Here is a 25,920-nt window from a genome sequence, read left to right as displayed (position 1 = left end):
ACAGGTATTGTTCTTGCGGCTTTGCCCTCAAACTATCTCCGCTCGACCGTCAAAACCATCGGCATGGCCCAAGTGGCCTGAAGAATCGGCCAACGTAGCAATTTGACGTTGTCATCCTCGACCTGCGCCTCCCATCGCGCATAAAATTTCTGGCTATACCCGTTCAGCCGAACGCTGCGGTGCGCGAGGGGTCCGCCGTCAAGGTTAAGGGCGACCTTGAGATCAAGTGGCGACGCCTTGAGAAATTCCGCCAACCGATCGAGAGAAAAGAACGCCTCCTTCGTCGTGCCGATCACGATGCGATCTGAGCCATCCTTGGCGACAAAGGTTCGATTGGCCAGCCAGCGGCTTTTCACATTCACATGAGTCTGACCATCGTCGCCGATCAGGAGCGGATAAGAAACCATCGCATTCGTCGCCCCGGCGAAGGCGCTTCCCCAATCTTGATGGGTCAGGTCACGGATGTCGGCGGAGGCAGCGTCCGCGATGAAGGCGCCTGCCTTCGCATCATACTGCTGGGGACCCATCGCTACACCCTCACTGATGAAGGGCGTGTCGGGCCGGCCATGCATGTCGTAGTAGCTGCCATTGACGATCAGCACGGCCTTGGGCAAGGCATGTTCCCATTCGTCAATGCCCTTAACACCCTGTGACGCATTGTGGACGACGAAGCGGAAGCGCGCCGGATCAATTCTGCTGAGGAAAATGCGATCGACTTCACGACCATTGGCAAGCACCGGCAGCTCCGCCACCTCGAAGCCAATTTCAGGTTCTTGCCAGGCCAGCGATCCCGGCTGCACGGCCGGAACCGGGCTCTTCAACGCCAATTGCATCGAGGCCGATAGCCGCTCATCGTCAGGCTTAACGGTGATCCAGTAGGTTCCGCCACGGCGCAATATCGTGTTGAACCCATAAACGCCGGCGACCTGCCAGAGCCAACCGGCGCCGACAACAATCATAACGACAAAAGCTGCCGTCAGCCCGAATAGGAGCTTGCGAATTACTGACATCAAATTCTCTATGAGCAAATAGTCGGGTTCAGTATGCGACGCGATGGTTCGCCCTGCGCAAATGCGATTTCAAGTGAGGCTTTTCTACGACGTCCAAATACATCAAAGGCGGCACCTAGGCTTCGCCGATAAGTACGGCCCTTAGGCAGCCTGCTGATTTTCTCCGAAGGCTTCGACGCGGTTGCGACCTTCACGCTTCGAGCGATAGAGCGCCTCGTCGGCCTTGTGTACGAGCCGTTCGAATTCTCCGCCGCCTTCCCGCGTGGCGACGCCGATGCTCAGCGTCGGAAAGACGGCGAGATCCTGCCGCTGCGTGACGGCGGCGGCGAAGTCGAGACGGATGCGCTCGGCAATCGCCACCGCATCTTCCTGGGAGAGGTTTTTCAGCACCGCCAGGAACTCGTCTCCGCCTTGCCGGGAGAGCAGATCGTTTGAGCGCATGATGCCTTTACAAATGCTGGCGAAAAGCCGCAGGATCTCGTCGCCGGCGGCGTGGCCATGCCTGTCGTTCAGCTGCTTGAAATGGTCGATATCGATGATCAGCAGCGATATCGGCCGGGAAGCGAGAGCGGGCAAATGCTGGGCAAGGCCGCCCCGATTGAGTGCGCCGGTCAGTGGATCGTGATGGGCGAGTTCGGTCAGCTGATTGCGGCTGCGCTCGGCTGCCATCAGCACCATGGCCATGCTGCGCAGCATGATGAAAGCCACCGCCGATACCCCCATCCAGCTATGGACCACGCTGCCGCCGAATGGATCCGGCCCGCCGATCTCGCCGGTCGCAGCAAGGATGCTGCGGACCGCAAAGATCATGGCGGTGCAGACATAGAGGCCGATGAGCAGACCGGCGGAATAGAGCTTCTCGCGGCGGACAATGCTGATCGCCTCCCCTGCGACCGCAAGATCGCATAGGCTGCAGATGACTGAGACGTAAAGAAGCCTTGCCGAGACCGCTGCGGGATCGCTGACGATCAGCACGACGGGAACGCTGACGAGAGAGATGGCAAGCCAGAAGGTGCGCTGGTCGAGAACCCGTCCCGAAAAGACGCGCACGGCAAAAAACATCAGCATATAACCCGCGACGGTGACGATATTGCCGCCGTCGACCGAGACCGCGTAGGGAACGAAATTGCGCAGCGCCACGAGGAAGGAACCGACGCCGACGAAGAGGTTGCTCAAGCCCCACCAAAGCGGCCACCTCTCGAAGCGGCCTGTTGCATAGGCTGCAAGCTGGAGAATCCCCAGCACGAAGCAGCTTACGGCAACGATGAAATAGATCGTCCTGAGATCCAGTAGCATGGCGCTTTTCCGAAGTTCTGGTGGCGGAACCTACAGCAAGGATTTTGCGGTTTGATTGGAGCCTTCGTTAAAACTTGAACGATCGGTGGTTTTCCCTGCCGCCGCCGTGGTCAAGCGGCCCGCACCGTGCCGATGATATCGGCCAGCAGATCGTGCAGCAAATCCCGGTAGCCGTTTCGGGCCGAGGGACCGCTCTCTTCCGAGGTCATGACGACGGTCAGATCGAGCGACGGCACGATGTAGAGCATCTGGCCGCCATAACCCCAGGCGAAATGCACCTGCTCGCTGCCGATCTCACGCGTGAACCAGCCATAGCCATATTCGTCGCCGGAGAAGCGTGAATTGGTACGGCGCTGCCAGGATTGCACGATCCAGTCGGCAGGCACCACCTGCACTCCCTCCGTCGTACGCCCGCCATTGCGATAGAGCTCGCCGAAGGCAAGCAGGGACCGGGCGCTCATCGCCATCTGATTGCCGCCGAGATAGATCCCCTGCGGGTCGCGCTCCCATGCGCCGATGCGGAAACCCTCGATTGGGCCGAGCCATTCGCGCGCCAGCGCCATGGTCGACCGGCCGCTGACCTTGGTCAGAATGGCCGAAAGCAGATGCGTGGATGCGGTGGAATAGAGCATCTCCCCACCGGGCTGGTCGACGAAAGGCTGCGAAAGGGCAAAGCGCACCCAGTTGCGCGAGGAGACCCAGCGGCCATAATTCGGCCCGGACATACGGTCGAGCCCCGCCTGCATGGAGAGAAGATTGCCGATAGTGATGTCGTTGAGGCGCGGATCAGCCGATGAAGGAAGATCGGCCTTCAGGATCGGCGCGATCTTCTGGTCCGGCCCATCAAGCAGTCCTTTGCCGATCGCGATACCGACAAGCGCCGAAATGATCGATTTCGAAGCGGATTTGATATTGGTCGATTCCGACGGCGAATGACCACGGAAGGCGCGTTCGGCGAGCACGCGTCCCTCACGAGCGACGACCACCGTCTTGAGCGGTCGCAGCGCCGGATCGGTCGCCGCTTGGTCGAGACGCGGACCAAGCCCGGCGGCGGATGCCGTGCCCTGGGCAGACGCCGGGCCTGTTGCGCCAAACGGCAGGCAGAGAAAAAGGAGAAGGGAAAAAATACGGATCATGCGGCACATGATAGGATATCGCAGCGGCATCTTCGCATGCCCTATGGCACTTTTCACGCGATCGTGTCTGCTGGTGAGCCCATTATTCGCACTCCTCACCGCTCTGTCACTGAAAGACAATCCGCGCCGCAACCATCGCAGGCCCGCCTGCCTACATGGCCAAGCGGCGCGGACGTCGCCGACCAGGGAAGAGATCCCCACCTGCCCGGCGGGCGCGCAGCTCAAGCTGCGCGGCGAACCGGCGCCCTGGCCAGCATGCGTCCCGAGGGGACGATCATTCCGGCCGCGCCGTCAAGCCAGCCGTCGGTGAGCTCAAGGGCGAGAAAGCGCGAACGTTCGAACGGACCGGGCATGACAAGATGGCGAGCCTTTTCGGCGAAGAAGCCGAAACGCTCGTAATAGGCGGCATCGCCGACGAGCAGGACCGCGCCATGCCCGCGGTTCTTTGCCTCGAGGATCGCCGCGCGCATCAGGGCCGAGCCGACGCCCTTGCCGCCGTGACGGCAATCGACGGCCAGCGGACCGAGCAGCAGCGCATTGATCGGCGTGCCTTCAGCGTTGACGCCGGCCTCGACGTTCCAGAGCCGCACTGTGCCGATCAGATGGCCGTCGCGATCACGAGCGACCAGCGCAAGTCCTTCGGCCGCAATGCGGTTGCGGCGGATCTTCTCCGACGACTTCTTGCGACGGTCAATGCCCATGACGCGATCGAGCAGGTTTTCACGCGCGACGACATCCGACGGATTTTCGGCGTCGATGGTGAAAATGGAAGGCGCAAAGAATGCGCGGACAGAATCAAGAACAGCGGCCATCGTGGCCTCCCGCACTCAAAACCGCTTCAGACGGTGACTTCGGAGAATTGTGGATTTGCCGCCCCGGCTGGTGACGGGACTAGCAGAAACAAGACCTTAGATGACGTAGGCCTTCAGCGGCTCGAAGCCGTTGAAAGCGACTGCCGAGTAGGTCGTCGTATAGGCGCCGGTGCCTTCGATCAGGACCTCGTCACCGATCGTCAGGGACAGCGGCAGCGGGTAGAGGTTCTTTTCATACAGCACGTCAGCCGAGTCGCAGGTCGGGCCGGCGATCACGCAGGGCTCCATCTCGTCGCCGTCGCGTTCGGTGCGGATCGGGTAACGAATAGCCTCGTCCATGGTTTCGGCGAGACCGCCGAACTTGCCGATGTCGAGGAAGACCCAGCGCGCGTCGTCATTGTCCGACTTCTTGGAGATCAGCACGACCTCAGCCTTGATGACGCCGGCATTGCCGACCATGCCGCGGCCCGGCTCGATGATCGTCTGCGGGATCTGGTTGCCGAAATGCGTGCGCAGCGCCTGGTAGATCGACTTTCCGTAAGCTTCCGCGGACGGAACGTCACGCAGATACTTGGTCGGGAAGCCGCCGCCCATGTTGACCATCTGCAGGTGGATGCCCTGCTTGGCCAGCTGGACGAAGACACGCTTGGCATCGGCAAGAGCCGAATCCCAGGCATCGACCTTGGTCATCTGCGACCCGACATGGAAGGAGACGCCGTAGGACTGCAGGCCGAGCTGATGAGCGTAGACGAGAACGTCGACGGCCATCTGCGGAACGCAGCCGAACTTGCGCGACAGCGGCCATTCGGCGCCTTCGCCATCGGTCAGCACGCGGCAGAAGACACGGGCGCCGGGCGCGGCGCGCGCGATCTTCTCGACTTCCTCGTGGCTGTCGACAGCAAAGAGGCTGACGCCGAGCGTATGCGCGCGGGCGACATCACGTTCCTTCTTGATCGTGTTGCCATAGGAGATGCGGGCGGCGGTCGCACCGGCTTCGAGCGCCATTTCGATTTCGGCAACGGATGCGCAATCGAAATTGGAGCCGAGGCTGGCGAGCAGCTTCAGCACTTCCGGAGCCGGGTTGGCCTTGACGGCGTAGTAGATGGCGCTATCCGGCATGGCGTGGCGGAAAGCGTGGAAATTGTCGCTGATGACATCGAGGTCAACCACGAGGCAGGGACCGTCGGGACGTCGGGTTGCGAGAAAGTCGCGGATGCGCTGGGTGGTCATATCAGTTCCCTCTTCCAGTTCCAGAGCTCCGGCATGATCCGGAGGACAAAGGGCATACGAGAACTCGCATTGGAACCAGCCGGTGGAGACCCCGGAACCACAGCAAGCGCTCGATGCGCGGATAATGAACCAACGCCGCAAACGCGGTGTAAGTTCGGCTTTGTCTGCCATGGATTGGAGGGAGAGTCCCAACCGCACTTCCGGCAATGATGGTGTGCCTCTTCAGTAACCCCCGCTGATGGAAAGCAGGGAGAGAACAAAAAGGCCCGCACCGTCGTTGCTTCAGGCGTCCTCGCATTTTCCGGTTGGCCGGAATAGCGACTGGAGGGGTTAATTCCAGGTACCTTACCGATTTCCTCACCAATTCGAGGGTTCGGCGGACACCCATGGGCACGTGCGACTTTGGGCTGACTGGTGAGATAAGAATATTCGCCTTCATAATCAAGCGATTTTTTGATCTTGAGGTCAAAAAATAATTGAACAAACCGGCGCGATTTGTTCAACATTCCAAAACACCTGTGGGGATTTCATGGACACCTTGACCCGCATACGCGCCTTCATTGAAGTCGTCGAGGCCGAAGGCTTTTCCGCCGCCGCGCGGCGCACCGGCCGCTCGAAGGCGCTGCTGTCCAAATATGTGCGCGAACTGGAAGACGAACTCGGCGCGTTGCTGCTCAACCGCACGACCCGGCAGTTCTCTATGACGGAGGCCGGCCACACCTATTATCGCAGCGCCTCCGACATTTTGAAGGAGATCGACAACCTTGCCGATCTAGTGCGCGAAAACAATGCACAGCTGAAGGGACGGTTGCGCGTCTCCGTCCCCCGCACCTTCGTCGATGCCGACGTCGGCCAGTCGCTGATCGATTTCGCCGGCGAGAACCCGGACCTTTCGCTGGAGATCGCCGCCGATGACCGATTCGTCGATCTGATCGAGGAAGGCTTTGACGTGGCGATCCGGATCAGCAAGCTCGAAGATTCCGGCATGATTGCTCGCAAGATCTCCGATTTCCGCGTCCATCTCTGCGCCACCCCGGATTTTCTCGAGCGCCATCCGGATCTGGAGCATCCAAGCGACATGTCCAATCTTCCCTTCATCGTCGATACCAATTCACGCACCCAGGGGAGCATCCGCTTCCACAATCCTGACAACACAACCTTCGCCGTCGCCGTCTCCGGGCCGATCGAGGTCAACAGCCCGCACGCGACACTCCGCGCCGCCCTCGCCGGCATCGGCATCGCCCTCATTCCCGATTTCATCGCCCGCAAGCCGATCGAAAGCGGCGAACTGGTGACGCTATTCAACGATTACATACCAACCGACCGCGGCATTTATGCCGTCTACCCGCACCGGCGCTACCTGCCGGCCAAGGTGAGGATCTTTGTCGATTACCTGCACAACTGGTTCAAGAAGCATCCGTGAGATCTGCACGGCAAGACCGGTCGGGCCGGACGATGGAGCGGTGCCGATCGGGACTCACCGACAAGCCGGTCCCAATTCCGTCCCAATTTCTGGCAAGAACTCGGGTCGAGCGAACAAGGCAGCGGGACGCATGAACAAATCCATACCATTGATCACCGCGCTTCTTTCGCTGGCGCCGGCCGCCGCCTTCGCGCATCCGCACATCTTCGTGGAGGCGCGGCTCGAAGTCGTGGCCGGCGCTGACGGCAGTATCGAGGAACTGCGCAATGTCTGGCGCTTTGACGAGGTCTTCTCCTCCTCGGTCGTCATGGATTTCGACAAGAACACCGATCTGAAGCTGGAGCCGAACGAACTCGCGCAGGTCGGCAAAACGGTGAAGCAATCGCTTGCCGATTACGATTATTACATGAACCTGACGATCAACGGGAAGAGCATCACCGTCCAGCAGCCCGACATCATCCATGTCGACTATAAGAACGGCCAGCTCCTGATGTTCTTTGCGGTCAAGCCGGTGGAGAAGATGCCGCTCAAGGGCAGGCTTACCTTCGGCGTCTACGATCCGACGCTCTATACGTCGATCGATTTCCCCACAGACAACGAGCTGGCAACGGTGGGCGACGGCTTCAAGGCCTGCAAGCACCAGGTGATAAGGCCGGATGCCGACGAGGTGATCTCGCAAAACAAGCAGTCGCTGACAGACGCCTTTTTCAACGATCCCACCGGCACCAACATGTCCAAACTCTTCGCCACCCGGCTGGAGCTCACATGCTGATAAAACGCCCGTCCCTGATCCTTTCCGCGGCGCTCCTTGCGCTCCTGACCGCGGCAAGCCTCGCCCACGCGCAATCGCCGCTCGGCATCGGCACGGCCGAACCCAGTTTCCAACCGACCGGCGGGCCGCTTGCGCCACTTTTGCTCTACGTGAACTATGAACAGCAGGCTTTCTATCGGGCGCTGACCGGTGCGTTGAAGGGCATGCGCGAGGATCCGTGGCAGCTGACATCGCTGGTCGGCCTTTCCTTCGCCTACGGCGTCTTCCATGCCGCCGGCCCCGGCCATGGCAAGGCGGTCATCTCCTCCTACATGATCGCCAACGAGGTCGAGTTGAAGCGCGGCGTGGTTATTTCCTTCATTTCGGCTTTCATCCAGGGCGTCGTCGCTGTGGCGCTAGTCGGCGGCGCCTGGCTGGTGCTGCGCGGCACCGGCATTACACTGACGACAGCCACTCATGCCATGGAAATTATAAGTTTCGTCATGGTTATCCTCTTCGGCGGCTGGCTGCTGTTCCGCAAACTGCGTTTGATGGCTCGCAATCTGCCGCGCCGCCGGCTGGTGGCGACGTCGGCCGGTCCGGTGTCCATGATGCTGGATTGGAAGGATAACGCAGCCGAACGCCAGGCCTATGCCTTCAACGGCAAGGCGCAGGCCGTGAACGCCGGCCACAGCTTCGTTCCCGGCATGGCCTGCGAGACCTGCGGCAATACGCACGTGCCGGACCCGGCCCTGCTCGCCGGCGACAGGTTCAGCGCTCGAGAGGCTTGGTCGGCGATCGTAGCCGTCGGCCTTCGACCCTGCTCAGGGGCTTTGCTTGTCATGACTTTCTCGTTGCTGAACGGCCTCTATCTCGGCGGCGCGCTTTCGGTCGGCGCCATGTCGCTCGGCACGGCGATCACGGTTTCCGTGCTCGCGACGCTTGCCGTCACCGCCAAAGGTGCGGCGGTCCGTCTCTCCGGACGCGGCTCGACGGCTTCGGTCTGGGTCGGCAACGCCATCGAAATCCTCGGCGCCCTGCTCGTCATCCTGATGGGCGCCGTCCTGCTCGGAGCTTCGCTGCAAGGCTAGACACCCTCAGGGCTCCGTGCCCCGGACGCCCCTGGATTACTGTCTATCTCTGCGACGCTGGTAGCGCGCCCGCAGCCAGAAGATCGCAAAGAACGCCATGATCAGGCAGAAGCCGACGGCGATCCCCAGCGTTGGCGAGAAATTGCCGATCCATAGAACGATGGTCGGCAGAAAGTAGACGACGAGGCCGGCGCCGAGCAAGATGACAGCGGCGGCGATCGCCTGCGAGCGGCTTTCCGGGCTCACGCGAGCCTTTCCTTCTCCAGATCCGCACGAATATCCTGCAGGCGGCGGATCTGATTGCCGGCCGCGTCGAAATTTGCAGGCGAAAGCCAGGCCTCGAAAGCATCGTTGATCAGCGGCCATTCGGCGTCGATCATCGAGAACCAGGCGGTGTCGCGGTTGCGATGCTTGGAGATCATGTGCTGACGGAACACCCCTTCGAAGCTGAAACCGTAGCGCAGTGCCGTCGTCTTGCTCGCCTCGTTCTTATTATCGCATTTCCATTCGTAGCGACGATAGCCGAGATCTTCGAAAACATGTTTGGCCATCAGATAGTGCGCTTCGGTGGACAGCGGCGAACGGCTCATAGCGCGACCATGAGCCACGCCGCCGATTTCCACGACGCCGTTTGCCGGGTCGGCGCGCATGTAGTTCGCCATGCCGACAACCTTGCCGGTGGCGTTGTCGCGGAAGATATGGGTGAGCCAACCGGACTTGGTGTGGACGTTTTCCAGCCAGCTGGCGAAGTCCTCGATGCCCGAGAAATCATCCTGCGAAAAATAGAGCAGCAGCGGGTTGATGCCCATGCCGCCGAGCCCTTCCCACAGCGCTTCGAGATGCTCCTCGCGGCGATAGGGCTCGACGGTGACGAAACGGCCTTTCAGCGTAACCGGCTTTGGCGCCGGGCAGCCCTTGAAATTTGCAAGATCGCGCATGTTCACTCCCCTATTCCAGAGCCTTCCCCGATTAAATTGACGAAAGCGTCAATTTAACCGGGGAAGGCTCCGGGAGTGGATAGGCCAGTCGCCCGATAAAGGCAATCGGCCGGCATGTCACTGTGACAAGGTCGTCTTGGCGGATGACACCGTCGCCTCGATATGGTCGACCAGCTGATCAGCAAGGCCGAGCCGGCCGGCGAGCAGATCGAGATAACCGCGCTCGGCGCGCGAATCCGGATCGATGGTCAGCCGCGAGGCGGTGTAGAGCTCGACGCGCTGTTCTTCCGTGAGCGCCGCAGCAACGAGCGCGTCGATATCCGTCGGAGACGCAAGTTCTCCCTCGATGAAAGCCGCAGCCTCGCCGCTGACGTCAGCAGCCTTGATCTTGTCCATGATCAGGACGCGTTCGGCGTCGTCGATATGACCATCGGCCTTGGCGGCGGCGATCATCGCCCGGATCAGCACCAGCACGAATTCGTTGCTGCCGGCAGGCGATGCTGGTCCGAAACCGGAGTCGACGGGCGGCGGCAGGAGCACCGGATTGTTTGCCGACGGCGCATCCGAGGGGGCCGCGGGCGCTTGCCCAACCTGATAGTTCTTGTAAGCCTGATAGCCAAGGCCGGCGATAGCAGCAAGACCGCCGATCGCCAATGCATTGCCGGCAATACTGCGGCCGGTCTTGGTGCCGAGAAGCACGGCTGCGATCGCGCCGCTCTTCATCGGATTGTTCTTTGCCGTCTGTATGGCCTCGCCCGCCCTGTCGCGGACTGAACCGCCGAGACCCGGCACCTGCGAACCCAAGAACTGGTCGAGAAGCTTCTTTGCGTCGAACATTCCTCGTCGTCTCCCTGTTTGAGGCCGGAGGAGAACATAGGTTTGCGACGGCTGAAATACAAATATTGGGCGTGGGGCTGTGCCTGGCGCTCATACCCCGCTCATGCAACCTCAGGCCTTCAGAGCGGCGGCCTCAGCCGCAAGCTTGGTAACGCCGGCCCAGTCGCCGGCTGCGACCAGTTCCTTCGGCGCAACCCACGAACCGCCGACACAGACGACGTTCGGCAGCGAAAGATAATCCCTGGCGTTCTTCAGCGAAATGCTGCCGGTCGGGCAGAACAGCGTGCCGGCGAGCGGCGAAGAAAGCGCTTTAAGATAAGCGGCGCCCCCAGCCTGCTCAGCCGGAAAGAACTTCAGCACCTGATAACCTTCCTCACGCAACGCCATGACTTCGCTGGCGGTCGCAGCTCCCGGAAGCAGCGGCACGTCGGAATCGGCAGCGGCATCAAGCAGCTCCTGCGTCGTGCCCGGGCTGACGATGAACTTCGAGCCGGCCTCGACAGCCGCTTCCCAATGGGCGGCATTCAGGATGGTGCCGGCGCCGACTTCGGCGCCCTCGACCTCGGCGGCGACGGCGCGCACGGCTTCAAGTGCCGCCGGCGTGCGCATGGTGATCTCGATTGCTTTCAGGCCGCCTGCGACAAGCGCGCGGGCCAGCGGCACCGCCGACCTGGCATCGTCAACGATCAGGACCGGAACGACCGGCTGGAGTTTCAGGATGGAAAGGAGCTTCTCTGTTTTCTCGCCCATGGTCGCACGACCTCCTTGAAACGATTGAAATTTGCATCCCGAATAACGCCCTCGCCGAACCTTGTCGAGATAAAACCCGGCTGCGTGAGAAGAAGGTATGAAATGCTTGGAAATTGGTCTACCGTGCGGCATTCGTCACAAAAGGTTCACTGACATGGCGAAAGAGATCGAGCGGAAGTTTCTTGTACGCGGCGATGGATGGCGTTCCGCCGTCGAGAGCAAGTCTGTCCTGAGGCAGGGTTACATCGCCTCGATGGACGACCGTTCCGTCCGCGTTCGCACCCTCGACGGCAGGAAAGCGAAGCTGACGATCAAGATTGGCCGCAGTGCCATCACCCGTGACGAATTCGAATATGACATCCCGATTGCCGATGCCGAGGAGCTGTTGCAGAGCGCGATCGGCGTCGTCATCGAGAAGACGCGCTACCGCGTCCCGCATCAGGGCTTCGTCTGGGAAGTCGACGTCTTTGCCGGCGAGCATCTCGGGCTGGTGATTGCCGAGGTGGAGATGACGGCAGAAACCGACAAACCCGTCCTGCCTGCCTGGCTTGGTCGCGAAGTGACCGGCGATTTCCGCTATTCCAACCAGGCCCTTGCCACAGAATACGAGCACGACAGGCATGGCCTATCGCATTCGGCCTGACGCCGATTTCACCGAGGCATTCCGGAGCATCGCGACCGAGCAGCTGGAAGGTGCCATTACCTTTCTCGAAGAACGGCCGGAAGGTGCGCACGAGGCGATCCATTCCTTCCGAAAAAACCTGAAGAGATTGCGCTCGCTCTACCGGCTCGTCGCACGCGAGGTGCCTGATTTCCAGGAGCAGGAAAATGCAAGGTTGCGCGACGCCGCGCGCTCGCTTTCGGCAATCCGCGACGCTGCCGCGCTCATCGGCACCGCGCAATATCTGCAGCATTCAGCCCGCGGGAAAGAGGAAAGCGAGGCGCTCGGCCGGATCGTCATCATTCTCGAGGGGCGCCGCGACTGGATGGCGGAGGCCGAAAGCGGTCTTGAACGGCAGCTGATGGAAACCTCGGACGTGCTCAGAGAGGCGATTTCCGCTCTGGATGGAATCTCCTTCGATGGCAGCCACCGCAAGAATGCCCGCATGCTGGCGAAGAGCTGGCGCCGCACGGCGCGCAAGGCTGAGGCCGCGCTTGCCAACTGCCACGGTGATGCATCGGCCGGCGATTTCCATGATCTGCGCAAACGCACCTACGACTACCGGCTTTACCACGCTCTTCTGCGCGACGTCTGGCCGGGTGCGATGAAGGCCAAGCAGGATGCGGCCAAGGAGCTCGTCGAGGATCTCGGCCGCATCCATGACCTTGCCGTACTCTGCGAACTGGTCGAAGCCGAGCCGCAGCTCTTCACCCGCAACGACGACCTGGCGCATCTTCTTGAGGCAATCATCGTCCGCCAGCAGGAAGACCGGCGGCAGGCCCTCCTCAAGGCCGAAGCCGTCTTCGCCGATGATCCCGACGAGGAATCGGAGCGTATCGAGCTTCTCTGGCTGACGGCTGCAAGTTGAGCGATGGCAGGCGCGATCCTGGAGGCGGTCGGCCGCCTGTGCGGAAGGCAATTGCGCGACCGGTCAATTTTCTGTATTTCCGGCGCATGACCGACAGCCTGACACACACCGGCCCGTTCCTCGTAGCGGCGCTCTACCATTTCGTATCCGTGCCGCGCTTTGCCAGCTTGCAGGCCCCGCTGCAGGCGCTGTGCGAGGAAAACGGCGTCAAGGGAACGCTGCTTCTGGCGCATGAGGGCATCAACGGTACGATCGCGGGACCGGATGCCGGCATTCACGCCGTGCTCGCCTTCCTGCGCGTCCAGCCGGAATTTGCGGACCTGGAGCACAAGGAAAGCCGCGCCTCGAAAATGCCCTTCCTGCGCATGAAAGTGAAGCTGAAGAAGGAAATCGTCACCATGGGCGTCGAGGACATCGACCCCAACAAGGTGGTCGGCACCTATGTCGCGCCCAAGGACTGGAATGCGCTGATCTCCGATCCCGATACGATCGTCATCGACACCCGCAACGACTATGAGACGGCGATCGGTGCTTTTCGCGGCGCGCTCGACCCCAAGACCAAGACATTCCGCGAATTTCCGGATTGGGTGCGCCGGAATACGGGACTGCACAACAAGCCGAAAGTCGCCATGTATTGCACCGGCGGCATACGCTGCGAAAAGGCCACTGCCTTCATGAAGGCCGAGGGTTTCGACGAGGTCTATCATCTGAAGGGCGGCATCCTGAAATATCTGGAGGAAGTGCCGCAGGAAGAAAGCCTCTGGGAGGGCGCCTGCTTCGTGTTTGATGAGCGTGTATCCGTCGAACACGGGCTGAAGGAGGGTGAGCACCGGCTGTGCCACGCCTGCCGCAACCCGATCACATCAGAGGAAATTGCCTCGCCGCTTTATGAGGAAGGCGTTTCCTGCAGCCACTGCTATCCAAGACGCACAGAAGAAGACCGGCTGCGCTACCGTCAACGGCAGCATCAGATCGCGCTGGCAAAAAAACGCGGCCAACGGCATATCGGCAGCTGAGCTTGTTGCTGTTGAATGAGCTTTGCGCCCAGAATTTCGCCGTCAGGCCGCGCCGAGACGGCACGGGGTTGACTGTTCCGCAGTACGAAGCTCGTTGAGCATCTCGGTAATTCGCTCGGCCGCCGCAGGCTTTCCGAACAAATAGCCCTGCAGACAGTCGCAGCCGAACAGGCGCATGGCGACCGCCTGCCCCTCGGTTTCGATGCCTTCCGCCGTCACCGGGATATCGAGCGAGCGGGCGAGCGCCACCGTCGCCTGCAGCATTTCGCGCTGGCGCTTGTCCTCGTTGACGCCCATCACCAACGAGCGGTCGATCTTGATGCGGTCGAAGCCGAACTGCCGGAGATAGCCGATCGATGAGAAGCCGGAACCGAAGTCGTCGAGCGCCACCTTGACCCCCAGACCTTTCAGCCGCTCGATCGACTGGCGGGTACGCTGCGGATTCTGGATCATATACCCTTCGGTGATCTCGAGAGTGATGCGGCTGGCCTCGATCTCCGTCTGCTTCAACACGTAGCGCACATAGTCGGTGAAGGCTGGATTGCGGAACTGGCCGGGCGAGACATTGACAGATACGTTCAGCTCCGGCCACTGCTTGGCCGTCTCGCAGGCCTTGCGCAGCACGAACAGGCCGAGTGATTCAATGAGGCCGCTGGTCTCGGCGATCGGAATGAACACCTCTGGCGAAACCGGGCCGTGGCCCGGACGGTTCCAGCGCACCAGCGCCTCGACGCCGGTCAGCGCATGCGTGGCCGCATCGACCAGCGGCTGATAGGCAAGGGTCAGATCACCGCTTTCAATGGCGATTCTGAGATCGAGTTCCAGAGCATTGCGCTGCTGCCGGTCCGCATCCATCGACGGGTCGTAAAGCGTCATGCGCGCACGGCCCGCCTCCTTCGCCTTATACATGGCAAGGTCGGAACGGCGCACCAGTTCCTCGCGATCGATTGCGCCGGCAGGCGACATGGCGATGCCGATGCTGGCGCCGACGACGACGACACGGCGACCGATCTCCAGCGGCTCGACGAGAAAATCGAGGATCTGCTCGGCGAGCTGCAGGGCGGCGGCGTTCTCGCCATCGGAGAGAAAGGCGATCGCAAATTCATCGCCGCCGATGCGGGCTAGAACTGCGCCTTGCGGGATCAATACCTTGAGGCCGGCCGCGACCGCGCGGATCAATTGGTCACCGGTGCCGTGTCCATAGCTGTCATTGACTTCCTTGAAACCGTCGAGATCGAGATAGAGGAGCAGCACGTTGCGTTTGCTCTGGCGCGCTTCGAGGACACAACGATCGACGGCGAGCCCGAGGCCGTCGCGATTGGAAAGGCCGCTCAGCCTGTCGCGCAGCGCCTCTTCGCGCGCGCTGTTTTCCTCCGCCTTCAGGCGTCGGCCGACCAGCCAGCCGATGGCCAGAAGCACCCCGAAGAAAAGCCCAACGAGACCGAGTGCCTCGATGACCATCGGTCGTACCTGCGCGTAGGCAATATTGCCGGGTGAGCGCGAATTCCAGACGAGCTTGCCGATCGTTGCCCCCGACGGATCGGCGATAGGTACAAAATATTCTGCCTCGAAACTCGGCGGCGCCAGCCTCAGTCCGCCGATCACATAGGTCTGGCCGAGTCCGGCCACCCTGTCGTCATCGAGATGGCGTGCGAAAATGAGATACCGGTGCTGCCCGGCGGGCGCATCAAGCGCGCCGGATTTCTTCCGCACCAATGCCACGCCGACAGCGGCAATGCCGCGTTTGGTGGTGATGAATCCGACCGCCTGGGGCGAATCGGCCGGACCGGCCGCCTTGACCACGTCGAACAGCTTCCACAGCGAAGGCGCGAAGAAATCCGCGGGCGGCTCCTCCATCGGTTTGCCGTCGCGATACGCCATGATCGAGTTCTTCGCATCATCGACAACGATTGCCATGTCGAAAAGTGAGCTGTTGACCGACATCTCGCCGTAGTTGCTGACCGTCCACGCCATGCCATCCGACGCATAGACGTTGGCGGCGGCATCGTCCCAGGCGGCATAATCGTCGAGCGTCGCACCGAGCTGATCCTCGAAGGTCTTCAACGCGCCAATTGTCGTTTCGCGCGAGCGCTCGTCATCAAGGACATTGGCGTTCTCAGCCACGCGTTCGAGTGCCGTCAGCACCATGATGGTGGCGACCGCGACGATGACGGCGAAGGAGAGCAGCACGCCCGTGACGGTGACGTCACGGCCTATTCCCGATCCCCTGCCCTGCAATTTTCCGAGTATCTGCATTCCTGCTCCCTGACCAGCGGAGTTTGCCAGTCAAGGGTTCAGAAACGTTTAAGCAACCGCCTGTTGCAGCTTTCCGCTGGTCTATTTTTTCAGTTTGCTATGCTGAGCCGGCGTGTGATTGCCTTTCGGAAATTCAGCCGCGAGTGCGCGATACCATTTACCGCTCTTCTTCACCGTGCGCCGCTGCGTCTCATAATCGACATGAACGAGACCGAAGCGCATGCGATAGCCTTCCGCCCATTCAAAATTATCCATCAGGCTCCAGGCAAAATAGCCGCGCATGGGGTAGCCGTCTTTGATGAGGTCGGCCACGACATCGAGGTGACCGCCGAGATAGTCGAGGCGCATCGTATCGTCGACCTCGTCCCCGACGACACCGGTATTGTCACAGGCGCCGTTCTCGGTGATGTAGCATTCCGGCAGGTCGTAGCGGCGGTAGAGGTCCTCGACCAGGAGCTTCAATCCGGGCGCATAGATTTCCCAGCCGATATCGGTCTTGACGTCGCTTGCAGGCGGCGCTTTCACCGTCCAGGGGAAGTCGCCTTTTCGTTCGGCATCGTCGGTGACGCGCTCGGGCGTGTAATAATTCAGACCCCACCAGTCGAGCTTCTGACTGATGAGCTTCAGGTCCCCGTCATCGATCACGGGCATGCGGTCCCCGAGCGCCTCGACGAATTCGTTCGGATATTCGCCCTTGAAGACGGGATCGAAGAAGGCGCCGTTGTGGAACTGATGCGCCCGTTCGGCGGCTGCCAGATCGGCCGGGCTGTCGGAGCCCGGGATGACCGAGGCGGCGTTGAGCACGAGCCCGACCGGCACATTGGGAGCTTCCGAACGGATTGCCTCGACACCGAGGCCATGGGCGAGATTCATGTAATGCATGGCGTGAAGGGCAGCCTGCATGTTGCGCTCACCCGGAGCATGGATGCCGTAAAGGTGGCTCAGCCAGACGATGCACCAGGGCTCATTGAATGTCGCGACGGCGTCGAGACGATCGCCGAGGCGGTTCATCACAGTCTTGGCGTAGCGCTGATAGGCATAGGCGGTCGAGCGCGCCGTCCAGCCGCCGTCGCCGGCGAGCATCAGAGGCAGGTCCCAATGGTAGAGCGTCGCGAAGGTCCTGATCCCGCGCGCCTTGCAGCCATCGACCAGCCGATCGTAGAAATCGAGGCCCGCCTCGTTCACCGGGCCCGTGCCCTCCGGGACGATCCGCGGCCAGGCAATGGAAAAACGGTAGGCCTCAACGCTCATGTCCTTGATGAGATCGAGGTCTCGCTCCAGGCGGTTATAGTGGTCGCAGGCAATGTCGCCGTTGTCGCGGTTATAGACGCGGCCGGGCATGTTGCAGAAGGCGTCCCAGATCGACGGCTTGCGGCCATCGGCCTTGCTGGCGCCTTCGATCTGGAAGGCGGCGGTGGCAACGCCGAAGGTGAAATCACCGGGAAAGCGGCTTGCAAGCGTCTTGGCGTCGATCATCTGTATTCCCCGGCTCTCAGCAATGTGGGTTGCCCGTGGGCCGGATTTAGCCAAGCCGGCAAGCAAAGTACAGGTGCTGGGGAAGAAAAACTGCAACGTTGCAGGACTAGTGACAGAACGGCATCGTTCCGTCGCCTCGGTCGCCATACTTTCGGCCCCCACGCTCTCATAACGCGAATGTCAGCAGTCGTGACTTGCTGCCGAGCCCATGATCACTACACAGCGAAGACATCACAACGTGAAAGGAATCCCATGCTGTCTTCGATCCATCTGCTGCAGCCGCATCTGCTGAGCCTGCTGCGCATCGTCTCGTCGCTCGTGCTTTTCAGCTACGGAACGCAGAAGATTTTGCACTTTCCGGCCGCGGCAAGCGTGCCGCCGATGGGCTCGCTCTCCTGGATCGCCGGGCTGATCGAACTCACCCTCGGCTTCGTCGTGGTGATAGGATTCCAGACACGCATTGCAGCCTTCGTACTCTCCGGCCTGATGGCCTTCGCCTATTTCATCGGCCATGCGGGAAAGAGCTTTTATCCCGCGCAGAACGGTGGCGTCGCCGCGATCCTGTTCTGCTTCGTGTTTCTCTATTTGGTGGCGGCAGGCGCCGGCCCGCTCAGCATTGACGGCCTCATGAAGCGCGACCGCGCTGCGGCCTGAGGCCTGACGGACAAGCCGAGGCGGCCCAAGACCGCCGCGGCATTTCCTGCGACTCCGCGCCATCCGACGCACGGATCGCCAAAGATCAGAGCTTGACCCAGGCGCCGTTTTTCTTGGACGAGGCAACACAGGCCTCGACGAAGGCGACACCCTTCACGCCGTCGTCGACTGTGGGATAGACCACCGCCTTATCGACTTCCTTGCCCCTCTTGCGGGCGTTGATCGCATGCGCGGCTTCCGTATAGATCGTCGCAAAGGCTTCGAGATACCCTTCCGGATGCCCTGACGGCACGCGTGACACGCGCCCGGCAGCCGCTCCGGCGCCGGCGCCGCCGCGGGTGATCAGCCGCTTCGGCTCGCCGAAAGGCGTGTACCAGAGGTAATTCGGGTCCTTCTGGGTCCATTCCAGCCCGCCCTTGCTGCCATAGACGCGCACCATCAGGCCGTTTTCATGGCCCGGCGCCACCTGGCTGCACCAGAGCATACCCTTAGCCGGCTTCTCCACGCCCTTCGCCTTGAAGCGCAGCATGACATGGGCGTTATCGTCCAGCCGGCGGCCGGGAACGAAGCTGTCGAGGTCGGCGGCCAGGCTGTCGAGTTCCAGTCCGGTAATGAAGGAGGCAAGATTATAGGCATGTGTGCCGATATCGCCTGTAGACCCGCCGACGCCGGACTGGGCCGGATCGGTGCGCCAGGCAGCCTGCTTCTGCCCGGTCTGCTCGACCGCTTCCGTCAGCCAATCCTGCGGATATTCGGCCTGGACCACTCTTATATCGCCGAGTTCGCCGTTCGCGATCATCTCCCGCGCCTGGCGGACCATCGGATAGCCGGTGTAATTATGCGTCAGCACGAAGAGCGCGCCGCTCTCGTCGGCCACCTTCTTCAGCTTCTTCGCATCGGCGAGGTTCGATGTCAGCGGCTTGTCGCAGATGACATGAATGCCGCGTTTCAGGAATTCCTTGGCCGCGTCATAGTGCACATGGTTCGGCGTGACGATCGCCACCGCCTCGATGCCGTTCTTCAGCTTCGCCTCGCGGATCGCCATCTCGCGGTAGCTGGAATAGGTCCGCGACGGGTCGAGGCCAAGGTCGCGGCCGGACTGAACCGCCTTCTCAGGCGTCGACGACAGCGCGCCGGCGATGAGATCGTACTGATCGTCGATGCGGGCTGCGATGCGGTGCACTGCACCGATGAACGCGCCCGCGCCGCCGCCCACCATGCCAAGCCGGATGCGCGGCTCGCGGGTCTGTTCGGATGATGCTTCGATTGCCATTCTTGTCCTCCTGAAATTGAATCTGGTGCGGGTGCGCCCCTCATCCGGCTGCTGCCCCCTTCGCCCCGCAAGCGGGGCGGAGGCGATATGCCGCAGCGGCTTTTCCGCTCTCAACGTTTGGTCGGGCAAGTCCCCTCTCCCCGTTTACGGGGAGAGGGTTAGGGTGAGGGGCACCCACCAGATGCCCTGTTTAGGAAAGCCCCAGCATCCGCCGATTGGCCGCTTGGTCCGTGCCGCCGGCGGCAAAATCGTCGAAGGCCTTTTCCGTGACGCGGATGATATGGGCGGCGACGAATTCGGCCCCCTCGCGGGCGCCATCCTCCGGATGCTTCAGCGCGCATTCCCATTCGACCACGGCCCAGCCGTCGAAATTATTGGCCGTCATCTTCGAGAAGACCGCGCCGAAATCGACCTGGCCGTCGCCGAGCGAGCGGAAGCGGCCGGCGCGTTCCACCCAGCCCTGGTAACCGCCGTAAACGCCCTGGCGCCCGGTCGGATTGAACTCGGCATCCTTGACGTGAAACATCTTGATGCGGTCCTTGTAGATGTCGATGTTCTCGAGATAATCGAGGCACTGCAGGACATAATGCGAGGGATCATAGAGCATGTTGGCGCGGGAATGGTTCTTCACCCGCTCCAGGAACATCTCGAAGGTGATGCCGTCATGCAGGTCTTCACCCGGATGGATCTCGTAGCAGACGTCGATGCCGTTTTCATCCGCATGGTTGAGGATCGGCGTCCAGCGGCGGGCAAGTTCGTCGAACGCGGTCTCAACCAGGCCGGCGGGACGCTGCGGCCAGGGATAGATGAAGGGCCAGGCAAGCGCCCCGGAGAAGGTCGCATGCGCCTTGAGGCCGAGGTTTTTCGATGCGGTCAGCGCCAGCTTGACCTGCTCGACCGCCCATTCCTGGCGCGCCTTCGGGTTGCCGCGCACCTCGGGGGCCGCGAAGCCGTCGAAGGCTTCGTCATAGGCCGGGTGAACGGCGACGAGCTGGCCCTGCAGATGGGTCGAAAGTTCGGTGATTTCGATGCCGTTTTCGCGGGCCTTGCCGGCGAATTCGTCGCAATAATCCTTCGACGTCGCGGCCTTCTTCAGATCGATCAGCTGGCTTGTCCAGGTCGGCACCTGGACGCCCTTGTAACCGATGTCGGCCGCCCATTTGGTGATCGCGTCCCAGGAATTGAAAGGCGCGGTATCGCCCGCGAACTGGCCAAGAAAAAGGCCGGGGCCCTTGATCGTCTTCATGTCAGATTCCTCCCTGAACATCGACCGTAAACGTTTCTGAAAACTTGTAGCACGCATTTTGACGGGTGCAAGGCGCTTCCTTGTCCTGCCTCGCGGATTTGGCGCGAGGCCAGATGCGATATGGTTGCGAGCTAATCATGATGGGCGTTGGCGGGCAAGAGGTACGTGCAGCATTTTCAGCGCCGCGCCGCATGCGCGCATAAAAATGCGCCCGTCCTTTCGAACGGGCGCGTCTTTCGGTCGTCGGATCAGAACGGAGAATCCGGGAAGTAGAAGTTCTTGGCATTCTCCTTGGTGACGAGCGTTGCGTCGAGGATGTAATTGCCGTGAACCGGGACCTGATCGTAGAGCGCCGCCGCCGTCAGCTCCATTGCCGTGCCGACCATTGCCGGCGGATAGAGAACGTCGACCGGGATCAGCTTGTCGCCGTCCATGACCTTCTTGACCATGTCCTTGGAGCCGGCGCCGGCGACGACATATTGAATGTCGGTGCGCTTGGCCTGCTCGATCGCCTGCAGTACGCCGACGGCCATATCGTCGTCCTGGCACCAGACGACATCGATTTTCGGGTACTTCGTCAGGTAGTCCTGCATCACTTTGAAGGCGTCGTCGCGGTTCCAGTTGCCATACTGGCGGTCGAGAACCTTGACCTTGGAGCCGGCGATACCCTTGTCGAAGCCATCCTGGCGCTGCTGGTCGATCGGGATCGGCAGTCCGCGGATAACGACGACCTCGGCTTCCGGCGTCTTTTCGGCAATGTACTTGCCGGCGACTTCGCCGAGTGCCGGGTTGTTGCCGGCGACGTAAAGATCACGCACGGAATTATCGTTGTTCGACGGCGCGCGGTCGACAAGTGCTACGAACTTACCCTTGTCCTTGACTTCCTTGATGGCGTTGACGAGCGGATCCGGGTCCGACGGCAGGATGACCAGCGCGTCGATGCCCTGTGTATCGAGGTCCTGCACGGCGTTTGCCTGCGTCGCGGCATCCGGTGAAGTCTTGACGATGACGTTCAGGCCCGGATGTTCGGCCATCAGTTTCTTGGCGATACGCTCGGCATGGAACACGACGCCAGAGGTCCAGCCGTGGTCGGCGGCCGGAATGGACACACCGATCGTGTAGTTCTTGTCCTGGGCGTAGGCTGCGCCGGCAAAAGCCACCCCCGCAACAGCCAGACCCAACATGAGCTTGCGCATGCTTATCTCCTCCCAAAAATATCAGGGACTTGTCCAATTCGAGCCGGGTGCCCCGTGAAGCCCGGCCAATCCGAGAAGCTCTTTGCCTTAGGATTTGCGAACCAGCGACCGCTGCACCAGCATGGCGATGATGATGATTGCACCCTGGATCGCGCCGATGAGATACTCGCTGATGAAGTTCGAAAGCAGCATGATGTTGCCGACGAGTTCGAGAATGAAGGCGCCGCAGATGGTCCCCCAGACCCGGCCGGCGCCGCCCTTGAGCGCCGTGCCGCCGACGACGACGGCGGTGATGGCCTGCAACTCCCACAGGATACCGGTCGTTGCCGAGGTGGAACCGAGACGCGGTACATAGAGCAGCACAGCGATCGCCACGCAGAGACCCTGGATAACGAAGGCAATCGTGCGCACGCGGTTGACTGCAATGCCCGAATAGCGCGCGACGTCGCTGTTCGAACCGACAGCCACGACATGGCGGCCGTAACGGGTGCGATAGAGGATAAAGGCTGCAATCGCGGTGACGACGAGGATTACCACGATCGGCACGGGAACGCCGAGAATATTGCCGAAATAGGCTGGGCGGTAGAGCGTCTGGATTTCACTCGAGCGCAACGTGATCGCGCCGCCCTGCGACAGCCAGGTGGTCAGGCCGCGATAAATGCCCATTGTGCCGAGCGTGGCAATGAAAGGCTCGATCTTGCCGACGGTGGTGATGAGGCCGTTTGCGAGGCCGCAAAGAGCCCCCGCCATCACCGTAAAGACGACCGCTGCCGTCAGCATCAGCACCGGATCGGCAATGACGCCTGAATTAATGAGCAGGATCATCAGACTGGCGACGAAGGCGACCATCGAGCCGACGGAAAGGTCGAGGTCTCCGGACGAGATCACGAAAGTGGCGCCGACCGCGATGATGGCGATGAAAGCGCAGCGCGTCGCGACGTTGGCAAGATTGGTGATGCCGATGAAGTTCGGATTGACCAGTGCGCCGACGACGAGAAGCAAGGCCAAGGCGGCAAACGGTGCAACCGCGCGCAGATCAACGTCACGCCAGGACCTGCGCCGGATCGCCCTGGTCTCCTCGTTAATGCTCATGTCCAAAACCAACCTCCCGTCCCAGATCGTCTGGGTATCCTACTTATTGTCCGCGTCGGCGAAGTCTTGCTCCGCCCTCACGCAGCCACCTTCTTTTTGAGCCCGGCGGCGTAACGCATGATCTCCTGCTCGGAAATCTCGTCGCCCTCGAGCACGCCGACGATCCGCCCCTCGCGCATGACGGCCACTCTCGTGCAGAGGCCGATGACTTCAGGCATTTCCGACGAAACGACCATGATCGACCGGCCGTCCCGGGCGAGCGCCGAAATGAAATGATAGATCTGCTGCTTGGTGCCGACATCGATGCCGCGCGTCGGCTCGTCGATGATGATGATGTCGGGATCGGTCTCCATGACTTTGGCGAGCAGCAGCTTCTGCTGGTTTCCGCCCGACATGCGGCCCGCGACGATAGCGCTGTCGCGAACCCTGATGTCGAAACGACGTTTGGCTTTCGCCAGTGCGGCCGCCTCGCTGCTCGGGCTGAGATAGCCGTGGCGCGAATGCCGTCCGAGCGATTGCAGCGTCAGATTGGTCGCCATGCCGGAGCGCAGCAGCAGACCCTTCGACTTGCGGTCTTTGGTCATATAGGCGAGGCCGCAGCGATTGGCCGCGTGCACGTCGCCGGAGGGAACCGTTTGCCCTTTGATGACCACCTCGCCCTCGAGGCGGGGCCGCAGTCCCGCAATCGCCTCCATCAGCTCGGTACGGCCGGAGCCGATCAGGCCGGAAAACCCGATGATCTCGCCCTTGCGCACTTCGAAGCTCGCATCCCTGACATATCCCGTCGACACCGAAGAGACGCTGAGGACGATCTCCTCGTCGACATTGGGCTCGACCTTGGCCGGATAGAGGCTGGAAAGCTCGCGGCCGACCATCAGCTGCGCGATCGATTCGCCATCCAAAATGGCGGTCGGCGACGTCTTGATCCACTGGCCGTCGCGCAGCACCGTCACCCGGTCGGTCAGCTCCATCACCTCGTCGAGCTTATGGGACACGAAGACGAAGCTCGTGCCCTGGTCGCGAAGCTTGCGGACCTGCTTGAACAGCATATTGGTCTCTTCCCGCGACAACACGGCGGTTGGCTCGTCCATAAAGACGACACGGGCATCGCGACTGATCGCCTTGGCAATCTCGACCATTTGCTTGTCGGCGATGGAAAGCGTGCTGATCAAGGCATTCTCATCGACATGCGAACCGAGCACGTCGAGGACCTTGCGCGTTTCAGCCCGCATATGCCTACGGTCGAGCACGCCGAGACGCGTAACCTCGCGACCGAGGAATAGGCTCTCGGTCACGGTCAGATGGTCGGCGAGGTTGAATTCCTGATGAATGATGACGATGCCGAGCGCTTCCGCAGCGCCATTCGGCGGCAGCACCAAAGGCTTGCCGTCGAGCAGGATTTCGCCGGAACTCGGCTGTTCGAAACCCGAGAGCACCTTGACGAGGGTGGATTTGCCGGCGCCGTTTTCGCCCATGAGCGCATGGATTTCGCCGGCGCGGAGATCGAAGTTGACGCTGAAGAGGACCTGCACGCCGCTGAAGGATTTACATATGCGCCTGGCGGACAGCACCACGGGTGCGGTGTCGGCGATCTCCACGGTCATTATGCCCTCCCCTAGAGCGCCGCACCCGGCAACGCTCCGCTTTGAACTAGCGCACATTTTCCTTGTGAAAACCGCCTTGGGCTCTCAAACAGGCACGCGCATGCGGCTCCCGACCGCTTCGAGCCTTATGTAAACCTTTACATAAAGCATGTAAAGGTTTACATCGTGGATTAATACAGATGAGTTGACGCTTACCTTTGACCTCTCGACAAGTCTGTGTAGTGTCGCGGCGAAGACAGCCTTAAGGCAGAGCCCAGTGTCGAATTCCACGCCCGCAACAATCGAAGACGTCGCCCGGATCGCCGAGGTCTCTATCGCGACGGTTTCCCGGGCGATCCACACGCCGGAGAAGGTCGCCAACTCGACGCGGCTCAAGGTCAACCAGGCGATCGCCATCACCGGTTATACGACTAATGCCATGGCGCGCAGCCTGAGGCTCGGCCGCTCCAACATGATCCTCGTGGTGGCGCCCGACATCGGCGATCCCAATTTCTCCAACATTCTCGTCGGACTGGAGAACGAGGCTCGCGCCCACGGCTACGGCGTCCTGATCGGCCACACCCAGAACGATGCCCAGCGCGGCTTGGAATATCTGAAATTCTTCAACTCCAACCAGGCGGCTGGGCTCATCCTCTTCACCGGCATCCTGCCCTTCGGTCACCAGACCATGACGGCGCGCCTACCGCCGAGTGTCGGGGTCTTCGAACCGGTCTTCAACGGCGGCATTCCCTATGTCGGCGTCGACGATACCGAGGGCGCGAGAAAGGCCGTGGATCTGCTGCTGGCCGAAGGCCATCGCAAGATCGCCTTCATTGGCGATTCCCGCACTCGGCTCGCCTATACCAGGCGCCGCATGGGTTATGATGCCGGTCTCGACGCTGCCGGCGTCCCGCCCGATTTGCGGATCGTGCTCGAAGGCGACGGCACGATCGAAAGCGGACGGCATGCGGTCGAGCAGCTTTTCATGCGCGACACGCTTCCGACCGCCTTTATGTGCGTGAACGACCAGACGGCGATCGGCGTCATGATCGGACTCGGCGCGCGAGGCTATGATATTCCGCGGGATTTCTCGGTGACCGGCTTCGACGATGTGCCGCAGGCCGTCTTCATATCCCCATCGCTGACGACGATCCGTCAGCCGAGAACGGCGATCGGCAAACAGGCGATGGCGCTGCTGCTGGAGCTCCTGTCCGACGGACAGCCAGCCGAGACGGAAATCCTGCTTAGGCCGGATCTGGTGGTGCGAAACTCCGTCTCAGCGCCGTCGCGCAACTGGTTGAAGCGCTGAACGGAGATGGCATAGC

Annotated in this window: 25 protein-coding genes; 8 read left to right on the top strand and 17 right to left on the bottom strand. The window is 61.4% G+C overall.

Going from position 1 to position 25,920, the window contains the following annotated elements:
• Positions 1–32: 32 nt before the first annotated feature.
• The 6 genes from HJC00_RS06605 to HJC00_RS06580 all read right to left on the bottom strand — a co-directional run bounded on the left by HJC00_RS06605 (position 33) and on the right by HJC00_RS06580 (position 5,990).
• On the bottom strand, positions 33–1,010 hold the full coding sequence (locus HJC00_RS06605) for a phosphodiester glycosidase family protein (protein WP_210629804.1): 978 nt from the start codon (positions 1,008–1,010) through the stop codon (positions 33–35).
• Between the two features lie 141 nt (positions 1,011–1,151).
• Entirely contained in the window at positions 1,152–2,306 is a 1,155-nt protein-coding gene (locus HJC00_RS06600; protein WP_210629803.1) for a GGDEF domain-containing protein, read from the bottom strand.
• 110 nt (positions 2,307–2,416) lie between these two features.
• A complete protein-coding gene (locus HJC00_RS06595) occupies positions 2,417–3,442 on the bottom strand; it encodes a serine hydrolase (protein WP_210629802.1) in 1,026 nt (341 codons plus the stop codon).
• Positions 3,443–3,663: 221 nt separating this feature from the next.
• Positions 3,664–4,254, bottom strand: a complete 591-nt coding sequence (locus tag HJC00_RS06590; protein ID WP_210629801.1) for a GNAT family N-acetyltransferase — start codon at positions 4,252–4,254, stop codon at positions 3,664–3,666.
• A 96-nt stretch (positions 4,255–4,350) separates the two neighbouring features.
• On the bottom strand, positions 4,351–5,484 hold the full coding sequence (gene odc2, locus HJC00_RS06585) for a type III PLP-dependent enzyme (RefSeq protein WP_210629800.1): 1,134 nt from the start codon (positions 5,482–5,484) through the stop codon (positions 4,351–4,353).
• The gene (locus tag HJC00_RS06580) at positions 5,481–5,990 is read right to left on the bottom strand and encodes a hypothetical protein (RefSeq protein WP_210629799.1); all 510 of its coding nucleotides are present in this window, start codon (positions 5,988–5,990) and stop codon (positions 5,481–5,483) included. Before HJC00_RS06580 ends, odc2 begins: the two co-directional genes overlap by 4 nt.
• A gap of 23 nt (positions 5,991–6,013) precedes the next feature.
• Between HJC00_RS06580 and HJC00_RS06575 the strand changes: the two genes are divergently transcribed.
• From HJC00_RS06575 to HJC00_RS06565, 3 genes are all read left to right on the top strand, one after another.
• Positions 6,014–6,907: a LysR family transcriptional regulator gene (locus HJC00_RS06575; protein ID WP_210629798.1), complete on the top strand. Its 894-nt coding sequence runs from the start codon at positions 6,014–6,016 to the stop codon at positions 6,905–6,907.
• A 130-nt stretch (positions 6,908–7,037) separates the two neighbouring features.
• On the top strand, positions 7,038–7,679 hold the full coding sequence (locus HJC00_RS06570; protein ID WP_210629797.1) for a DUF1007 family protein: 642 nt from the start codon (positions 7,038–7,040) through the stop codon (positions 7,677–7,679).
• Positions 7,673–8,749, top strand: a complete 1,077-nt coding sequence (locus tag HJC00_RS06565; RefSeq protein WP_221154508.1) for a nickel/cobalt transporter — start codon at positions 7,673–7,675, stop codon at positions 8,747–8,749. The genes HJC00_RS06570 and HJC00_RS06565 overlap by 7 nt, the downstream gene beginning before the upstream one ends.
• A gap of 36 nt (positions 8,750–8,785) precedes the next feature.
• Here the strand turns inward: HJC00_RS06565 and HJC00_RS06560 are convergent, their stop codons facing one another.
• The 4 genes from HJC00_RS06560 to HJC00_RS06545 form a co-directional block, all read right to left on the bottom strand.
• Positions 8,786–8,995: a hypothetical protein gene (locus HJC00_RS06560; protein WP_210629795.1), complete on the bottom strand. Its 210-nt coding sequence runs from the start codon at positions 8,993–8,995 to the stop codon at positions 8,786–8,788.
• Positions 8,992–9,687 (bottom strand): GNAT family N-acetyltransferase, encoded by a 696-nt coding sequence (locus HJC00_RS06555; RefSeq protein WP_210629794.1) that lies wholly within the window; start codon positions 9,685–9,687, stop codon positions 8,992–8,994. Before HJC00_RS06555 ends, HJC00_RS06560 begins: the two co-directional genes overlap by 4 nt.
• Positions 9,688–9,804: 117 nt before the next feature.
• On the bottom strand, positions 9,805–10,524 hold the full coding sequence (locus HJC00_RS06550) for a tellurite resistance TerB family protein (RefSeq protein ID WP_221163785.1): 720 nt from the start codon (positions 10,522–10,524) through the stop codon (positions 9,805–9,807).
• 111 nt (positions 10,525–10,635) lie between these two features.
• Positions 10,636–11,274: a 2-dehydro-3-deoxy-phosphogluconate aldolase gene (locus tag HJC00_RS06545; protein WP_221154505.1), complete on the bottom strand. Its 639-nt coding sequence runs from the start codon at positions 11,272–11,274 to the stop codon at positions 10,636–10,638.
• Positions 11,275–11,428: 154 nt separating this feature from the next.
• Between HJC00_RS06545 and HJC00_RS06540 the strand changes: the two genes are divergently transcribed.
• The 3 genes from HJC00_RS06540 to HJC00_RS06530 all read left to right on the top strand — a co-directional run bounded on the left by HJC00_RS06540 (position 11,429) and on the right by HJC00_RS06530 (position 13,819).
• The gene (locus tag HJC00_RS06540) at positions 11,429–11,917 is read left to right on the top strand and encodes a CYTH domain-containing protein (RefSeq protein ID WP_210629791.1); all 489 of its coding nucleotides are present in this window, start codon (positions 11,429–11,431) and stop codon (positions 11,915–11,917) included.
• Positions 11,895–12,803, top strand: coding sequence for a CHAD domain-containing protein (locus HJC00_RS06535; protein WP_210629790.1), 909 nt, complete (start codon positions 11,895–11,897; stop codon positions 12,801–12,803). The genes HJC00_RS06540 and HJC00_RS06535 overlap by 23 nt, the downstream gene beginning before the upstream one ends.
• A gap of 86 nt (positions 12,804–12,889) precedes the next feature.
• Positions 12,890–13,819, top strand: coding sequence for a rhodanese-related sulfurtransferase (locus HJC00_RS06530; RefSeq protein WP_221163829.1), 930 nt, complete (start codon positions 12,890–12,892; stop codon positions 13,817–13,819).
• Between the two features lie 42 nt (positions 13,820–13,861).
• Here the strand turns inward: HJC00_RS06530 and HJC00_RS06525 are convergent, their stop codons facing one another.
• Positions 13,862–16,075 (bottom strand): bifunctional diguanylate cyclase/phosphodiesterase, encoded by a 2,214-nt coding sequence (locus HJC00_RS06525; protein WP_221146372.1) that lies wholly within the window; start codon positions 16,073–16,075, stop codon positions 13,862–13,864.
• An 81-nt stretch (positions 16,076–16,156) separates the two neighbouring features.
• Positions 16,157–17,551, bottom strand: coding sequence for a GH1 family beta-glucosidase (locus tag HJC00_RS06520; RefSeq protein WP_221163784.1), 1,395 nt, complete (start codon positions 17,549–17,551; stop codon positions 16,157–16,159).
• Between the two features lie 252 nt (positions 17,552–17,803).
• Between HJC00_RS06520 and HJC00_RS06515 the strand changes: the two genes are divergently transcribed.
• Positions 17,804–18,205, top strand: coding sequence for a DoxX family protein (locus HJC00_RS06515; protein ID WP_221163783.1), 402 nt, complete (start codon positions 17,804–17,806; stop codon positions 18,203–18,205).
• A gap of 85 nt (positions 18,206–18,290) precedes the next feature.
• Here HJC00_RS06515 and HJC00_RS06510 read toward each other — a convergent pair whose 3' ends face one another.
• The 5 genes from HJC00_RS06510 to HJC00_RS06490 form a co-directional block, all read right to left on the bottom strand.
• On the bottom strand, positions 18,291–19,478 hold the full coding sequence (locus HJC00_RS06510) for a Gfo/Idh/MocA family protein (RefSeq protein WP_221163782.1): 1,188 nt from the start codon (positions 19,476–19,478) through the stop codon (positions 18,291–18,293).
• 190 nt (positions 19,479–19,668) lie between these two features.
• Complete coding sequence (locus HJC00_RS06505) at positions 19,669–20,724, bottom strand: sugar phosphate isomerase/epimerase (protein WP_210629784.1); 1,056 nt, start codon at positions 20,722–20,724, stop codon at positions 19,669–19,671.
• Between the two features lie 248 nt (positions 20,725–20,972).
• Positions 20,973–21,920 carry a substrate-binding domain-containing protein gene (locus HJC00_RS06500; RefSeq protein WP_011426857.1) on the bottom strand — a complete coding sequence of 316 codons (948 nt, stop codon included), beginning with the start codon at positions 21,918–21,920 and terminating at the stop codon, positions 20,973–20,975.
• Positions 21,921–22,007: 87 nt separating this feature from the next.
• Entirely contained in the window at positions 22,008–23,012 is a 1,005-nt protein-coding gene (locus HJC00_RS06495) for an ABC transporter permease (RefSeq protein WP_221146366.1), read from the bottom strand.
• A gap of 77 nt (positions 23,013–23,089) precedes the next feature.
• The gene (locus tag HJC00_RS06490; protein ID WP_221163781.1) at positions 23,090–24,616 is read right to left on the bottom strand and encodes a sugar ABC transporter ATP-binding protein; all 1,527 of its coding nucleotides are present in this window, start codon (positions 24,614–24,616) and stop codon (positions 23,090–23,092) included.
• A 256-nt stretch (positions 24,617–24,872) separates the two neighbouring features.
• Between HJC00_RS06490 and HJC00_RS06485 the strand changes: the two genes are divergently transcribed.
• A complete protein-coding gene (locus tag HJC00_RS06485; protein WP_097597195.1) occupies positions 24,873–25,904 on the top strand; it encodes a LacI family DNA-binding transcriptional regulator in 1,032 nt (343 codons plus the stop codon).
• Positions 25,905–25,920: the final 16 nt, after the last annotated feature.

It is taken from the genome of Rhizobium sp. NLR22b (assembly GCF_019685295.1).
Taxonomy (GTDB): Bacteria; Pseudomonadota; Alphaproteobacteria; order Rhizobiales; family Rhizobiaceae; genus Rhizobium.
The sequence above is the reverse complement of the archived record's forward strand: the minus strand, read 5'-3'. Positions and strand labels throughout refer to the sequence as shown.

Coding starts and splice junctions, on each gene's coding strand:
- HJC00_RS06500 (WP_011426857.1), bottom strand. CDS start 21,920: ATGCGCAAGCTCATGTTGGGTCTGGCTGTTGCGGGGGTGGCTTTTGCC.
- HJC00_RS06535 (WP_210629790.1), top strand. CDS start 11,895: ATGGCCTATCGCATTCGGCCTGACGCCGATTTCACCGAGGCATTCCGG.
- HJC00_RS06545 (WP_221154505.1), bottom strand. CDS start 11,274: ATGGGCGAGAAAACAGAGAAGCTCCTTTCCATCCTGAAACTCCAGCCG.
- HJC00_RS06550 (WP_221163785.1), bottom strand. CDS start 10,524: ATGTTCGACGCAAAGAAGCTTCTCGACCAGTTCTTGGGTTCGCAGGTG.
- HJC00_RS06605 (WP_210629804.1), bottom strand. CDS start 1,010: ATGTCAGTAATTCGCAAGCTCCTATTCGGGCTGACGGCAGCTTTTGTC.
- odc2 (WP_210629800.1), bottom strand. CDS start 5,484: ATGACCACCCAGCGCATCCGCGACTTTCTCGCAACCCGACGTCCCGAC.
- HJC00_RS06525 (WP_221146372.1), bottom strand. CDS start 16,075: ATGCAGATACTCGGAAAATTGCAGGGCAGGGGATCGGGAATAGGCCGT.
- HJC00_RS06515 (WP_221163783.1), top strand. CDS start 17,804: ATGCTGTCTTCGATCCATCTGCTGCAGCCGCATCTGCTGAGCCTGCTG.
- HJC00_RS06590 (WP_210629801.1), bottom strand. CDS start 4,254: ATGGCCGCTGTTCTTGATTCTGTCCGCGCATTCTTTGCGCCTTCCATT.
- HJC00_RS06600 (WP_210629803.1), bottom strand. CDS start 2,306: ATGCTACTGGATCTCAGGACGATCTATTTCATCGTTGCCGTAAGCTGC.
- HJC00_RS06595 (WP_210629802.1), bottom strand. CDS start 3,442: ATGATCCGTATTTTTTCCCTTCTCCTTTTTCTCTGCCTGCCGTTTGGC.
- HJC00_RS06540 (WP_210629791.1), top strand. CDS start 11,429: ATGGCGAAAGAGATCGAGCGGAAGTTTCTTGTACGCGGCGATGGATGG.
- HJC00_RS06505 (WP_210629784.1), bottom strand. CDS start 20,724: ATGAAGACGATCAAGGGCCCCGGCCTTTTTCTTGGCCAGTTCGCGGGC.
- HJC00_RS06565 (WP_221154508.1), top strand. CDS start 7,673: ATGCTGATAAAACGCCCGTCCCTGATCCTTTCCGCGGCGCTCCTTGCG.
- HJC00_RS06520 (WP_221163784.1), bottom strand. CDS start 17,551: ATGATCGACGCCAAGACGCTTGCAAGCCGCTTTCCCGGTGATTTCACC.
- HJC00_RS06575 (WP_210629798.1), top strand. CDS start 6,014: ATGGACACCTTGACCCGCATACGCGCCTTCATTGAAGTCGTCGAGGCC.
- HJC00_RS06530 (WP_221163829.1), top strand. CDS start 12,890: ATGACCGACAGCCTGACACACACCGGCCCGTTCCTCGTAGCGGCGCTC.
- HJC00_RS06555 (WP_210629794.1), bottom strand. CDS start 9,687: ATGCGCGATCTTGCAAATTTCAAGGGCTGCCCGGCGCCAAAGCCGGTT.
- HJC00_RS06580 (WP_210629799.1), bottom strand. CDS start 5,990: ATGTTGAACAAATCGCGCCGGTTTGTTCAATTATTTTTTGACCTCAAG.
- HJC00_RS06510 (WP_221163782.1), bottom strand. CDS start 19,478: ATGGCAATCGAAGCATCATCCGAACAGACCCGCGAGCCGCGCATCCGG.
- HJC00_RS06495 (WP_221146366.1), bottom strand. CDS start 23,012: ATGAGCATTAACGAGGAGACCAGGGCGATCCGGCGCAGGTCCTGGCGT.
- HJC00_RS06570 (WP_210629797.1), top strand. CDS start 7,038: ATGAACAAATCCATACCATTGATCACCGCGCTTCTTTCGCTGGCGCCG.
- HJC00_RS06490 (WP_221163781.1), bottom strand. CDS start 24,616: ATGACCGTGGAGATCGCCGACACCGCACCCGTGGTGCTGTCCGCCAGG.